Here is a 14191-nt window from a genome sequence, read left to right as displayed (position 1 = left end):
AGTGCAGTATGGACAACAACGTTCCGCGGCACACCAGCCGCAGATCGGCGCTGGGGCTCGGCCTGGGCCTCACGGCCCTCACCGCGACACCGCTCGGCTCCCTCCTCGGACTGTCCGCCGAGGCGTCCGCGACCGGTCATGGCCCGGCGGTCCGGCCGTCCGACCCCGGCGCGTACATCTCGTTCGCCGCAAGGCCCGGCAGCTTCGCGCTGGTCAGGAACGGCCGCGCCGCCCCGATCCTGGTCAGCGACGGCGACTGGGACGGCGTCGTCCGGGTGGCGGGCGACCTGCGGAGCGACATCGAACGTGTCACCGGCGTCCGCCCCGCCCTCTCACACGGCGCGGTGCCCGGGGCCCGCGAGATCACGGTCATCGGCACCGTGGGCCGCAGCCCGCTGATCGACGGGCTGATCGCCAGGGGCAAGCTCGACGTCTCCGCGATCCGGGGCAGGTGGGAGACCAGTCTCCAGACCGTCGTGGACAAGCCGCTGCCCGGCGTCGACCGCGCCTTCGTGATCGCGGGCAGCGACCAGCGGGGCACGATCTTCGGTACGTACGACGTCTCGCGCGGCATCGGCGTCTCGCCCTGGTACTGGTGGGACGACATCGCCCCCGTGCACCGGGACGAGATCCACGTCCTGCCCGGCCGTCACAGCCAGGGCACCCCGGCCGTGAAGTACCGCGGCTTCTTCATCAACGACGAGAACCCGGCGCTCGGCACCTGGGCCCCCGCGTACTTCGGCCCCGGAAAGGCGCCCGGATTCGAGGGCGGCTTCAACGCCGGCTTCTACGCCAGGATCTTCGAAGTGATGCTGCGGCTGAAGGCCAACTACCTCTGGCCCGCCGTCTGGGGCCGCGCGTTCGCCGAGGACGACCCGCTCAACCACGCCACGGCCAAGGCGTACGGCGTCGTCATGGGCACCTCGCACGAGGCGCCCATGATGCGCGGCATCGAGGAGTGGAACCGCCACGCGGTCGCGGCGGTACGCGACAGCACCGGAGCCGTCACCGTCCCCGGCCACGACCCCTACGGCGGCACCGGCGAGTGGTCCTTCCGACGCAACGCCGAGGCGATCAAGGCGTACTGGGCCGACGGCATCCGCCGGATGAAGGAGGAGGACTTCGAGGGCGTCGTCACCCTGGGGATGCGCGGCAACGGTGACGTCAGCCTGCCCGACGGCGACGGCATCGAGCTGATGACCGAGATCATCGCCACCCAGCGGCAGATCCTGGCCGAGGTCTCCGGCCGGGACGTCACCACGATCCCGCAGGTCTGGACGCTCTACAAGGAGGTCCAGCACTACTGGGACCGCGGGCTGCGGGTCCCCGACGACGTCACGGTGGTGCTCACCGACGACAACTGGGCCAACATCCGCAAACTGCCCGACCTGGGGAACGACGCCCGCGCGGGCGGTTACGGCCTCTACTACCACTTCGACTACGTCGGTGTCGGCCGCAACTACAAGTGGGTGGACACCGCCTCCCTGCCCAACATGTGGGACCAGCTCCACCAGTCCGTCGCCTACGGGAACCACGGTCTGTGGGTCACCAACGCCGGCGACCTCAAGGGCAACGAACTGCCCACGCAGTTCTTCCTGGAGTACGCCTGGAACCCGGAGCGCTGGACCCTGGACCGGCTGCCGGAATGGGAGGAGCAGTACGCCCGGCAGAACTTCGGCGAGCACCAGGCGGCCGCGGTGGCCGAGGTGCTGCGCACGTACGCCCGGCTCCAGTCGCGGCGCAAGCCCGAACTCCTCAACCGGAAGATCACCCTCGATCCGGCCAAGGACCCCGCCGAGGACAGCTCGGCGATCGTGTACGACGACGAGGCGACGCCGTTCAGCATCGTCGACTACCGCGAACTGGAGCGGGTCACCGAGGAGTGGCGCACGCTCGGCGCCGAGGCGGAACGGGTCGGGCGCAGGCTGCCGGCGTCCGCACAGGACGCCTGGTACGAACTGGTCGGCTACGAGGTGCTGGCCACCGCCAATCTGTACGCGCTGCGCGCGGCGGAGTTCACCAACCTGCACTACGCCCGGCAGGGCCGGGCCCTCACCAATGACCTCGCGGCCGCCGCCGAGGCCCGGCTCGCCGATGACCTGGCCCTGGCGGCCCGCTTCAACACGCAGGTGGCGGGCGGGAAGTGGCAGGGATTCCAGACCCAGCCGCACATCGACTACGGCGATGTGGCCCGCTACGGACCGAACGCCCCGTGGCAGCAGCCCGAGATCGACAACGTCGCCCTCAAGGACGTGCTGTTCCCGGCGGTCAAGCGCATCGAGCTGCCCTCCGGGGCCGAGATGGGCGTGGCCGTCGACGGTTCGGCGGGGTGGTGGCCGCACGAGCGAAGCGCGGCCGTGCTGCCCGTCTTCAGCCCGTACCAGAGCCAGCCCGCGCAGTACATCGAGGTGTTCAACCGGGGCCGGGCCCCGTTCGGCTACCGGGTGCGCACCGGTGCCCCCTGGCTGATCGCGGACCGGGTCCGGGGCCGGGTCGACCGGCAGGACCGGATCACCCTGCGGGTCGACTGGGACAGGGCCCCGGAGGGGGTCACCGAGGTCCCGGTCACGGTCAGCGGACCGGACGGGCCGGACGTCGTCGTCACGGCGGTCGTCGACCGCCCCGCCGTGTCCCGCTCGCGCCTGGACGGTTTCGTCGAGGCCAACGGGTACGTCTCCATCGAGGCCGACCACTACAGCCGGGCCGTCGGCGGCGACGGGATCAGCTGGCAGCGCATCCCGGACATCGGAAGGACCGGAGCCGGGATGGAGCCCTTCCCGGTCACCGCGGCCCGGCAGACCCCCGGCGGCGCCGGCCCGCGGCTGGAGTACCGGGTCAGCCTCTTCACCACCGGCCCGGTCACCGTGCACGCGTATCTCTCGCCCCGCAACAATCCGCTGCCGACCGACGGACTGACGTACGCCGTCTCCTTCGACGACGCCGCACCCCAGACGGTGAACGTCACCAAGGCGACGGGGGCCGACGACGGCACCATGAACCCGCAGTGGGCCCGCCACACCTCCGACAACGTCAACATCACCGAAACGGTGCACCACATCGGCGACGCCGGAGTGCATGTGCTGAAATTCTGGATGGTCGACCCGACGGTGGTGCTGCAGAACCTGGTGGTCGACACCGGCGGACTCAAGCCCAGCTACCTGGGCCCGCCGGAGAGCCTCCGGCTGCACTGAGCCCGGGGGTCCGGGCCAGGGAGAGCAGAGCGAATGAAGAGCGGCAACGACGGCACCGGCGCGCCGGCCGAGCACCTCGAAGTGACCCCCGTCGGCAGTGCGGTCGAGATCAGGATCGGCACACCGCCGGGAGACCGCGTGCTCCTCTGCACCCCGGCCCGTGCCCGTGAGCTGGCCGCTGCTCTCGGCCTCGCGGCGGACGAGGCCGAGAGCACGGCGTCGGCGGACCCCGTCACCGTCCGGGCGGACGAGCTGCGCCGCGGGGACGTGCGCGACGGCGACCGGATCATGACGGTGGACGCCGTCCGGACCGACGGGGACACCGCCCATGTCACCTGGAAGTCGGGTGCGGGCCGCAGCTGGAGTCAGGCGTACGACGCCGACGCCAGGATCACTCTGCGCCGCAGGCGGCAGGGCGGGCGGTAACACCGGTCGGCGGCCCCGCCCTGCCGCGCACGGTCGCGGCCGGGGGCGCACCCTGGAGGGGAGTCCCCGGAGGTGAGCGCCATGACGCAGACGGCTGTCGGATGGCACATCGAGCTGGAATTCGAGGAAGACACCCATCGCACCCGCGCGGCCGCCCTGGTGCGGCTGTCCGACGGGAGCGAGGTGCGGGCCCACGGCTACGCCAGCCGCCATCCCTCCGACTCCGAACAGCCCCGGGTGGGAGAGGAGATCGCGGGGGCCCGCGCACTCAACGAACTGGCGATGAAGCTGCTGACCAAGGCGCACGACGAGATCGACGAGGCATCCGGCCGCACGTCGTACCCGCTGACCTGAGCGAGAGGGGCCCTGGCGCTTTCCGCGTCACCTTGTACGAGAGGCGTCGTAATTTGACGGACGTCGTAGTACGGGATGTATCGTACTAGCGATCCTTTCCGTACCCGGCGAAACGGAGTCCGTCGTGAGTGCCCTTTTCGAGCCCTTCACCCTGAGGTCGCTTGTCGTGCCCAACCGGGTGTGGATGGCACCCATGTGCCAGTACAGCGCCGCACCGGTGGGGCCGGACACGGGCGTGCCCACGGACTGGCACTTCGCCCATCTCGCCGCCCGCGCCACGGGGGGAACGGGCCTCATCCTCACCGAGGCGACGGCCGTCAGCCCCGAGGGGCGCATCAGCCCGGCCGACCTGGGCATCTGGAACGACACCCAGGTCGCGGCGTTCCGCCGGATCACCGACTTCGTCAAGGCGCAGGGCTCCGCCGTCGGAATCCAGCTGGCCCACGCCGGCCGCAAGGCGTCGACCGCCGCTCCCTGGACCGGCGGCGGACCCGTCGGCCCCGACGCGCACGGCTGGACGCCCGTCGCCCCCAGCCCCCTCCCGTTCGACACCGGCTACCCCGTGCCGCACGAACTGACCGTGGACGAGATCCAGGGCGTCGTCGCCGACTTCCGCGAGGCCGCTCGCCGTGCCGTCGAAGCGGGCTTCCAGGTCGCCGAGATCCACGGCGCGCACGGCTACCTCGTCGGACAGTTCCTCTCGCCGCACAGCAACCACCGCACCGACGAGTACGGCGGCAGCTACGAGAACCGCGTCCGCTTCGCCCTCCAGGTCGTCGACGCCGTACGCGAGGTGTGGCCCGAGGACCTGCCCGTCTTCTTCCGCATCTCCGCCACGGACTGGCTCACCGAGAACGCGGAGGACGAGCGCGAGGGCTGGACCGCCGACGAGACCGTCCGGCTGTCGGAGGAGCTCCGCGCCCACGGCGTCGACCTGCTGGACGTCTCCACCGGCGGAAACGCGCCCCGCGCCCGGATCGAGAGCGGACCGGGCTACCAGGTCCCCTTCGCCGAGCGTGTCAAGCGGGAGACCTCGCTGCCCGTCGCCGCCGTCGGCCTGATCACGGACCCGCAGCAGGCCGAGAAGATCCTCACCGAGGGGCGCGCGGACGCCGTGCTCCTGGGGCGCGAACTGCTGCGCAGCCCGTCCTGGGCACAGGACGCGGCCCGCGAACTGAGCGCCCGGGCACACGCCCCCGAGCAGTACGCCTACGCGATCTGACCGATCGCCCGGGGCACGCGACCGCCCTCCCCGCACGTCCCGCCCCGCCGTCCTCCGGCGGTGGCCCGGGCGCTGCGGGGAGGGCGGTTGCGTGCGTACCGTCCGGATCGCGGCATCCGTTCATCGCGCGTTCACCCGGGATGGCTGCCGGGGCATTCCCTCCTGCGCCGCGGGGATCTACGCTCGGCCGCGAATCGATCACCGTTGCAACCGGCCGGACCCCGGTCGCTGACAACGTTGTCCGAACTCCCCGGAAGGTACCGCGACATGCCCCCCAGACCGCTGACCGCGACCCGGCGCCTCGCCGCGCGAACAGCCGCCGTGGTCATCACCGGCGCGCTGGCCGCCGCCGTCCTGCCCGCCGCCGAGGCCGCGACGCCCGTCACCCGCCCCACCGCCTATGTCGACCCGCTCATCGGCAGTGCGAACGGCGGTAACACCTTTCCGGGCGCCACCGCCCCGAACGGCATGATCGCCTGGTCGCCGACGAGCACCAAGGGCGACCAGACGGGCACCGGCGCCGCGAACGGCTACCAGTACGACACCACCCGGCTGCGCGGCCTGAGCCTCACCCACGTCAACGGCGCCGGGTGCGACCCGGGCGCCGCCGGTGACATCCCGGTCATGCCGTTCGTCGGGGACATCACCTCGTCGCCGTCGGCCGACACCAAGGACGCCGTCTACGCCGCGGACTTCTCGCACGACGACGAGCGGGCCGTGCCGGGCCGCTACACCCTCGGCCTCGACTCCGGAGCCACCGCCGACCTCGCGGTGAGCCGCCGGGCCGGTGTGGCCGACTTCGCCTTCCCGGCCGGGGAACCCGCCAACCTGCTCTTCCGCGTCTCGAACTCGCTCAACGGCAGCGAGGACGCCGAGGTGCGGATCGACACCGCCCGCCGCAAGGTCACGGGCTCGGTGCTCACCGGCGCGTTCTGCGGCCGCCGCGCCAACGGCGGCACCAACAACCGCAAGAGCTACTACCGCCTCTACTTCACCGCCTCCTTCGACCGCGCCTTCTCCTCCACCGGCACCTGGAAGGACGGCACGCTCGCCCCCGGCTCGACCGCCGGCAGCGGCGGCGAGGGCTACGCCACCGGCGCGGACCGGGCCGGCCGCGGCTCGGGCGGCTGGGTCGGCTTCGACACCACGACCGACAGCGACGTCCACATGCGGGTCGGTATCTCCTACGTCAGCCAGGCCGGCGCCGAGGCCAACCTGAAGGCGGAGATCGCCCCGCACGCGGGCGTCGACGACGTCGCGGCGGCCGCGAGCCGCAGCTGGGACCGCGAGCTGGCCTCCGTACGCACGGGCGGCGGCACGGAGGCGCAGCGCACCGCCTTCTACACCGCGCTGTACCACTCCCTGATGCAGCCCAACATCATCAGCGACACCGACGGCCGCTACCCGGGCATGGACGGGAAACCCCACCGGATCGAGCGCGGACAGGGGGCGCAGTACAGCAACTTCTCCGGCTGGGACCAGTACCGGGCGCAGATCCAGCTGCTCGCCCTCATCAAGCCGGAGATCGCCGGGGACTTCGCCCAGTCGCTGTACAACTTCGCCCGGCAGAACGGCGGTGTGTGGGACCGCTGGGTGCACATCAACGGCGCCACCCACGTGATGACCGGCGACCCCACCGCGGCCACCCTCGCCACGTTCTACGCCATGGGGGTGCGGAACTTCGACTACGAGGGCGCGTACGAGTCGCTGGCGCGGCAGGCGACCGTCCCCGTGGCCGACGGGCTCTCGGACGCGGGCTGCCCGGGGCAGTGCACCGGCCAGCGTCCCAACCTGGCCCAGTACCTGGACTCCCACTACGCGCCCCAGGACGTCTGCCACTGCTGGGGCGGCGCCGCCGAGACACTGGAGGACGCGGTCGCCGACGACGCGCTCGGCCGCTGGGCGGGGCTGCTCGGCCGGGACGAGGAGGCCGCGGCGTTCAGGGAGCGCGGCGGCTGGTGGCGCAACGTGTACAACGCGCAGGCCACGGACGGGGCCGGCACCGACGGCTACATCCAGCCCCGCAACCTCGACGGCTCCTGGGCCGGGCCGTTCAGCCCGGGCAGCGACCGCGGCTTCGCGCAGGGCACCAGCGCCACGTACACCTGGATGGTCCCGCAGGACGTCCAGGGGCTCGCGGAGGCGATGGGCGGCCGGGTCATCGCGGCGCGGCGCCTGGACGGCTTCTTCCACAAGGCGGACGGCTCCTGGTCGGTGAAGGGCGGTGACGCGGTGCGCTACGACCCCACCAACGAGCCCGGCATCCACGCCCCTTGGCTCTACAACGCCCTCGGTCAGCCGTGGAAGACGCAGGAGACGGTCCGCGAGATCCTGAACACGGTCTACGGGACCGGCCCGCGCGGGCTGCCGGGCAATGACGACCTGGGCACCATGTCCGCCTGGTACGTCTTCTCCGCGCTGGGCCTCTACCCGCAGACGCCGGGCGGCGCCTCGATGCTGCTGGGCGCCCCGCTGTTCCCGAAGGCGGTGATCGACCGGCCGCACGGCGGGGACATCACGATCACCGCTCCGGCCGCCGACGCCGCCCATCCGTACATCGACGCGGTGACGGTCGACGGGCGCGCGCACGACCGTTCGTGGACGGACGCGAGCCTGCTCGGCCGGGGTGGCTCGCTCGTCTACCGGCTGTCCGCCACCGCCAACACCTCGTGGGCCACGGCCCCTTCGGGGCTGCCGCGGTAGCCGGACGGCGAGCCTGTGCCGGATCGGCCGCGCCGTGTGCGCGGCGATCCGGCACAGGCGTGGCACGGGTTCGGTGCCAGAGGTTTCTATCGTTGAAAATTCTCTGTGCACGACTGTTGTTTTGCGTTTGATGCTGTGGCTCAATGTTCGATTGTGTGCTGTGCCTCACAGGTTCGAGGCACTTCAGCTCTCTCGACAGGACGACGCCTTGAGACGACAAATGCCCCGCCCCCGCGCTCTGTTCCGAACGGCGGCCGTGGCCGCAGCACTGCTGGTCCCCGTCGGGGCCACCCTGGTCCCGGCCGCCGCAGCCACCCCCGCCGCAGCCGCCGGCACCGCCTCCGCGACCACCTTCAAGGCCGGTGACCCGGCCACAGCCGTGCACGGGCTGAAGGGCGAGTACTTCAGCATGTCCGCGCCGGGTGCGCGGGACTTCGACAAGCTCGGCGGGGTCGCCCTCGACCCGCAGATCAACTTCCCCGGTCTCACCGGCACGTTCGAGTCCACCACCGGCCGGACCGAGAACACCACCGCCCGCTGGACCGGCAACATCACGGCCCCCGAGGACGGGGACTACACCTTCGCCGCGAGCGGCGACAACGGCTTCCGGCTCTTCATCGACGGCCAGGTGGTCATCGACCACTGGGAGCCGGACTGGGACAACGAGCAGACCAGCAAGCCGGTCGCGCTCAAGGCCGGTGAGCCGCACACGTTCAAGCTGGAGATGTTCCAGGACACCGGCGGCGCGAACATGTTCCTGCGCTGGTCCAGTGCCACGCTCGCCCGGCAGATCGTGCCCGAGTCCGCCTTCACCCCGCCCGCGGACTTCGAGGTCTACCCGGTCGGGCTGAGCGTCGCGGACAACGGCCTGAAGCTCCGGGCGACGTTCGAGGACAAGGTGGCCGACTACGCCGCCCTGAAGGACCACCTCACCATCGAGGCCGACACCTCGCCGATCCCGGTGAAGTCCGTCGCCCGGGTGCCGGGCAACGCCAAGGCGCTGGACATCACCCTGACCGGGCCCGTCCAGAAGGGCCAGCAGGTCAGGGTCGGGTACGACGGCGAAGCCGGCCTCCAGGTCGGCGGCAAGGCCGTTCCCCAGATCAGCCGCACCGCCACGAACCTGTCCACGCACCGGCTGACCACCACCTGGGGCGACAAGGTCGACCGCAACCACCCGCTGCCCGAGTACCCCCGGCCGCAGCAGGTGCGCGACGACTGGAAGAACCTCAACGGCCCGTGGGAGTTCGCCGGGGCCAAGGCCGGTGAGCAGCCCGTCTTCGGCAAGAAGCTGGGCGAGCGCATCACCGTGCCCTACCCGGTCGAGTCGCAGCTCTCCGGTCTCGAGCGCCACGAAGACCACATGTTCTACCGCAAGCTCGTCACCGTCCCGAAGAACTGGGCCGTCAAGGGTGACAAGCACGGCAAGGGCCAGAGCAACCGGCTGAAGCTCAACTTCGGTGCCGTCGACTACCAGGCCACCGTCTGGGTCAACGGCAAGCAGGTCGCCGAGCACACCGGCGGCTACACCGCCTTCAGCGCCGACATCACCGACGCGGTCAAGGGCAGCGGTCAGCAGGAGATCGTCGTCGCGGTCACCGACACCACCGGCGCCGACCAGCCCACCGGCAAGCAGTCCGCCAACCCCGGCGGCATCTTCTACACCGCCTCGTCCGGCATCTGGCAGACCGTCTGGATGGAGCCCGTAGCCCCGGCGGCCGTCGACTCCCTGACGACCACCCCGGACATCGGCAAGGGCCGGCTCGCCCTGACGGTCAACTCCGCCGACGCCTCGTCCTCCGCCCGGATCACCGCCGTCGCCCGCGACAAGAAGGGCAAGGTCGTCGGCAGCGTCACCGGCCCGGCCAACCGCGAGCTGAGCCTGCCGGTCGCGAAGCAGCACCTGTGGACGCCTGACGACCCCTACCTCTACGACCTGAAGGTCACCCTCGACGACGGCCGCTCCAAGGACACCGTCGACAGCTACTTCGGCATGCGGTCCTTCGGTGTCGCCGAGGTCGGCGGCTACCAGAAGCTGGTCCTGAACGGGAAGCCGTTCTTCTCCCTCGCCCAGCTCGACCAGGGCTTCTACCCGGACGGCCTGAACACGGCGCCCAGCGACTCCGCCCTGCTCTTCGACCTGAAGGCGCAGAAGGACCTCGGCTTCAACTCCGTGCGCAAGCACATCAAGGTCGAGCCCGCGCGCTGGTACTACCACGCCGACCAGCTGGGTCTGCTGGTGTGGCAGGACTTCGTCTCCGGCAACCTCACCGGCGAGAAGGGCCACAAGGCCTTCCTCGACCAGGGCGCCGAGATGATGAAGCAGCTGCACAACTACCCCTCGATCGGTGCCTGGATCGTCTTCAACGAGGGCTGGGGCGAGTGGGACCGCACCGAGACCGGCAAGATCACCGAGCAGGTCCAGGCCGCCGACCCCTCCCGCGTCGTCAACGCCCACAGCGGTGTCAACTGCTGCAACTCGAAGGGTGACTCGGGCAAGGGCGACATCATCGACCACCACGACTACAACAACACCGACCCGGCCTTCCCGGACGACAACCGCGCGGCGATGGACGGCGAGCACGGCGGATTCACCCTGCGGATGCCCGGACACATGTGGCCCGGCGCGCCCACCGCGATCTACAGCGGTGTCGCCGACAAGGCCGCGCTGACCGCCAAGTACGTCGAGAACACCCGTAAGTACTACCTGGAGGCGGCCGGCGCCGAACTCTCCGGCTCCATCTACACCCAGGTGACCGACCTGGAGAACGAGCTCAACGGGCTCTGGACGTACGACCGCCGCGAGATCAAGGTCGACCCGGCCCAGGTCCGCAAGATCAACCGAGAGGTCATCGCCGCCGGCGCGGCCGCCGGTGAGCGGGACGAGATCAAGGGCGGCGGCGCCTGGTCCCTCGACGAGAACAAGGGCACCGAGGCCGCCGACAGCGGGCCGAACCACAAGGCCCTCACCCTCTCCGAGGGCACGTCCTGGACGGCCGGCGTGCACGGCTCGGCGCTGAAGTTCGACGGCGCGGGCCAGTACGCCGAGACCGACGGCCCGGTCGTCGACACCACCGGCGACTACACCGTCTCCGCCTGGGCGTCGCTGGACGCCCTGCCCGGCAACTACGCCACCATCGTCAGCCAGGACGGCCGGCGTCAGGAGAACCCGTTCTACCTCCAGTACGGCCAGGGCGGATTCGCCTTCTCCACCCCCGGCGCCCACCGCGCCCGGCTGGAGATGAAGCCCGAGCTCGGCCAGTGGTACCACGTGGTCGGTGTGCGCAGCGGTGACGAGATCAAGCTGTACGTGGACGGCAAGCTCGCCGCGACCGCGCCGGCTGGATCGGCCGACGTCAGCAGCGGAGCCCTGGCCGTGGGCCGCGCCAAGTGGTCGGGTGGGAACACCGACTTCTGGAACGGTTCCGTCGACCAGGTCGCGGTGTACGACAAGGCCCTGACCGCCGACGAGGTGAGCGCGCTGCACGACAGCGAGCAGCCGTAGTCCGGGCTGTTCGTGAAGTGCTGAACCCCTGAAGTACCGAAACCGCTGCCTGCCACCGCATCCGTGCGGCGGCAGGCAGCGGCATGCGCCGCGTGGGGGGCCGGGAGGTGCCGGGACATGTGACCCTGACCCGCACCCACGACGTCCCGGCGGCGCAGACCGGGCTTCCACGGGACGAACTGGCCTCGCTGCCAAGCATGTTCACGGCCGCATCGGCTCGGCGACATGGTGTGGCGGGTGTCTGCTCGCGACCGCGGCGGCCGGCCGGCGCTGCCGCACACGTATCTCGCCCCGGCTGTCGGGACGCGCCAGACCGACGGCCCGGATGCGACGCGGTCGCGTCGTGTCCGGGCCGTCGGCCACAGCGATGGAGCGGGCGGGTCAGATCACGGCGCCCAGGGCGCCTCCACCGCCCAGGTGGTGTCCTCGGTGAAGGTGGCCGGGTTGTCCCAGGCGTGCCCGCCGCCCGGTGTGGCCAGCCACACCTCCGAATCGATGTGGCGCAGATAGCTGCCCGGCAGATTGGCGCTGGACAGTCGCACGCCCCCGGTGCCGGCTACGGCGCACCAGGTGGCGTCGGCCTTGAAGAGCGCCGAGCCGTCGTTGGCGTCGCGGCGGACCCGGAAGTCGCGGTGCCGGAGGTACTCGCCGGGATAGTTGCGGGACTCCAGCGAGTAGCAGTTGCTGTTGGCGAGTCCGGTGACGATCTTCCAGGTGGCGTCGTTCTTCAGCAGTCCGCTGCTTCCCGCGTCGACGACCTCGGTGAAGGCGAGCGCGTCCTGGTGGCGCAGGTACTTGTTGGTGTACCCGGGCGTCGTGACGCGGAGCGACTTGTACTGCCCGGTGGGCAGGGTCACGGGCGGGGCCGGGTTGCGTGAGGCGTTGATGAGGGCCTGGTTGGCGGCCTTCACCCGTGCGGTGTCCACCTTGACGACCTGGCGGTCGTAGGTGAGCAGCCCGTTCGCCTCGTTCTCGACGTCGGTGATCTCCGTGTAGACCGAGGCGGAGAGGCCCGCGGGCAGCTGGCCGACGCGGATGCTGTCGAGCAGCCCGACGAAACGGTTGTTCAGCGCGGAGACGCTCGCCTGGTCCTCGTAGCTGAAGCCGCCGCCGGGGAACCACTCGTGTCCGGGGACCTTGTAGCCGAGGCCGCCGAACTCACCGAGGACCGCGGCTCTGGTCGCGGTCGGCGCGGTGTTGCCGGGGCCGACGTAGATGTGGTTGTCGACCACGTCCCCGTTGCCGCCGTCCACCGAGCCGCAGCAGTTGACCCCGCTCATGTTGTTCACCAGGCGGGAGGGGTCGTAGGCCTTCACCTCGTTGGCGATCCTGGCCTGGTCGTACTGCCCCCAGCCCTCGTTCTGGTCGACCCACATCACCAGCGAGGGCGAGCTGCGGTGCTGGTCGATGATCGCGTGGAACTCGGCCTCCCACTGGGTGCGGGCCGCCGTGCCGGGGCTCTTGCCGGTGTCCATGGCGGGCATGTCCTGCCAGACGAGCAGGCCCAGCTTGTCCGCCCAGTAGAACCAGCGCTGCGGTTCCACCTTGATGTGCTTGCGGACCATGTTGAAGCCGAGGTCCTTGTGGGCCTGGAGGTCGGACTTGAGGGCGGCGTCGGTCGGCGCGGTGTAGATGCCGTCCGGCCAGTAGCCCTGGTCCAGGGTGCCGGTCTGGAACACGAACTTCCCGTTGAGCACCGGCCGCAGCACACCGTCGACCTTGGCCACGGCGATCGACCGCATGCCCGTGTAGCCGCTTGCCGAGTCGGTGACGGCCGAGCCGTCGAGCAGCTCCGCCTTCACGTCGTACAGGAACGGGTCCTCCGGAGTCCACAGATGCGCGTTGGGCACCGGGACGGAGATCTCGGAGCCGACGGTGCCGGTGGCCGTGCCGACCACGGTTCCGCCGCTGGAGACGGTGACCCGGGCGGTGCGGCCGGACGCGGACGCGCCCTGCACCTTCACCCGCAGGGTGCTGTCGCCCAGGTTCGGCGTCATGTCGAGACGGGTGATGTGGGCCGCCGCGACCGGCTCCAGCCAGACGGTCTGCCAGATGCCGGAGGCCGCGGTGTAGAAGATGCCGCCGCCGCTGTGCGGCTGCACGTCGTTGATGCGCTGCTTGCCGACGGCCTGGCCGCCCGTCTGCGTCGGGTCGTACACGGACACCACGACCGTGTTCGTACCCCCGTTGAGCTGAGGGGTGATGTCGTACGCGAACGAGTCGTAGCCGCCCTTGTGGGCGCCGACCTGGGTGCCGTTGACCCAGACCGTCGTCTGCCAGTCGGAGGCGCCGAAGTTCAGCTCGACCCGGCGGCCGTTCCAGCCGGCGGGCACGGCGAAGGTGCGCTTGTACCAGAGCTTGTCATTCTCGGTGATCCTGCGCTGGATGCCGGAGAGCGCGGACTCCGCGACGAACGGCACCCGGATCTGATCGGGGAACGAGGACGGCTGCCCGGCGTCGCGGCCGGTCACCGCGAAGTCCCAGATGCCGTTGAGGTTGGCCCAGTCGGGCCGGGTCAGCTGCGGGCGCGGATACTCCGGCAGCGGCTTGTCGACCGGGACCTGGGCGGTCCACGGCGTCGTCATCGGGGACGGCTTGGGTGCCCAGGAGGCGGCACCGGCCGGCGCCGATCCGACTCCCACCAGTGCCGAGGACACCAGCGCCAGCAGTCCGGTCGTGGCGATCGCCCGTCTCCACCACGGCCTGCGGCCGGGCACACGTAAACGGCTCATCGGTTCGTCTCCTTCGCCGGGGGCTGCCCCCGGTACGGGGAAACTCCCCGCGCCGGAT

The 14191-nt window shown here is 70.9% G+C and carries 7 protein-coding genes; 6 read left to right on the top strand and 1 reads right to left on the bottom strand.

The features are described from left to right. Positions 1 to 8 precede the first annotated feature (8 nt). From OG408_RS04670 to OG408_RS04645, 6 genes are all read left to right on the top strand, one after another. On the top strand, positions 9 to 3191 hold the full coding sequence (locus OG408_RS04670; RefSeq protein ID WP_326668371.1) for a glycosyl hydrolase 115 family protein: 3183 nt from the start codon (positions 9 to 11) through the stop codon (positions 3189 to 3191). A gap of 33 nt (positions 3192 to 3224) precedes the next feature. Continuing rightward, on the top strand, positions 3225 to 3617 hold the full coding sequence (locus tag OG408_RS04665) for a hypothetical protein (protein WP_266775715.1): 393 nt from the start codon (positions 3225 to 3227) through the stop codon (positions 3615 to 3617). 81 nt (positions 3618 to 3698) lie between these two features. After that, entirely contained in the window at positions 3699 to 3971 is a 273-nt protein-coding gene (locus OG408_RS04660) for a DUF1876 domain-containing protein (RefSeq protein WP_219572999.1), read from the top strand. A 124-nt stretch (positions 3972 to 4095) separates the two neighbouring features. Continuing rightward, positions 4096 to 5193, top strand: coding sequence for an NADH:flavin oxidoreductase/NADH oxidase (locus OG408_RS04655; RefSeq protein ID WP_266775711.1), 1098 nt, complete (start codon positions 4096 to 4098; stop codon positions 5191 to 5193). Positions 5194 to 5460: 267 nt separating this feature from the next. Continuing rightward, on the top strand, positions 5461 to 7896 hold the full coding sequence (locus OG408_RS04650) for a GH92 family glycosyl hydrolase (protein WP_326668367.1): 2436 nt from the start codon (positions 5461 to 5463) through the stop codon (positions 7894 to 7896). 220 nt (positions 7897 to 8116) lie between these two features. Beyond that, positions 8117 to 11401 carry a LamG-like jellyroll fold domain-containing protein gene (locus tag OG408_RS04645; RefSeq protein ID WP_266775707.1) on the top strand — a complete coding sequence of 1095 codons (3285 nt, stop codon included), beginning with the start codon at positions 8117 to 8119 and terminating at the stop codon, positions 11399 to 11401. A 386-nt stretch (positions 11402 to 11787) separates the two neighbouring features. On the opposite strand, the gene OG408_RS04640 is transcribed toward OG408_RS04645, so the two are convergent. Continuing rightward, entirely contained in the window at positions 11788 to 14058 is a 2271-nt protein-coding gene (locus OG408_RS04640) for an AbfB domain-containing protein (RefSeq protein ID WP_326674470.1), read from the bottom strand. Between the last annotated feature and the right edge of the window lie 133 nt (positions 14059 to 14191).

The sequence above is a fragment of the Streptomyces sp. NBC_01257 genome, assembly GCF_035917255.1.
In the GTDB taxonomy this organism is placed as follows: domain Bacteria; phylum Actinomycetota; class Actinomycetes; order Streptomycetales; family Streptomycetaceae; genus Streptomyces.
The sequence above is the reverse complement of the archived record's forward strand: the minus strand, read 5'-3'. Positions and strand labels throughout refer to the sequence as shown.

What these genes read in the sequence shown, in the direction of transcription:
- OG408_RS04670 (WP_326668371.1), top strand. Translation starts at nt 9, where the DNA reads ATGGACAACAACGTTCCGCGGCACACCAGCCGCAGATCGGCGCTGGGG.
- OG408_RS04665 (WP_266775715.1), top strand. Translation starts at nt 3,225, where the DNA reads ATGAAGAGCGGCAACGACGGCACCGGCGCGCCGGCCGAGCACCTCGAA.
- OG408_RS04660 (WP_219572999.1), top strand. Translation starts at nt 3,699, where the DNA reads ATGACGCAGACGGCTGTCGGATGGCACATCGAGCTGGAATTCGAGGAA.
- OG408_RS04650 (WP_326668367.1), top strand. Translation starts at nt 5,461, where the DNA reads ATGCCCCCCAGACCGCTGACCGCGACCCGGCGCCTCGCCGCGCGAACA.
- OG408_RS04645 (WP_266775707.1), top strand. Translation starts at nt 8,117, where the DNA reads ATGCCCCGCCCCCGCGCTCTGTTCCGAACGGCGGCCGTGGCCGCAGCA.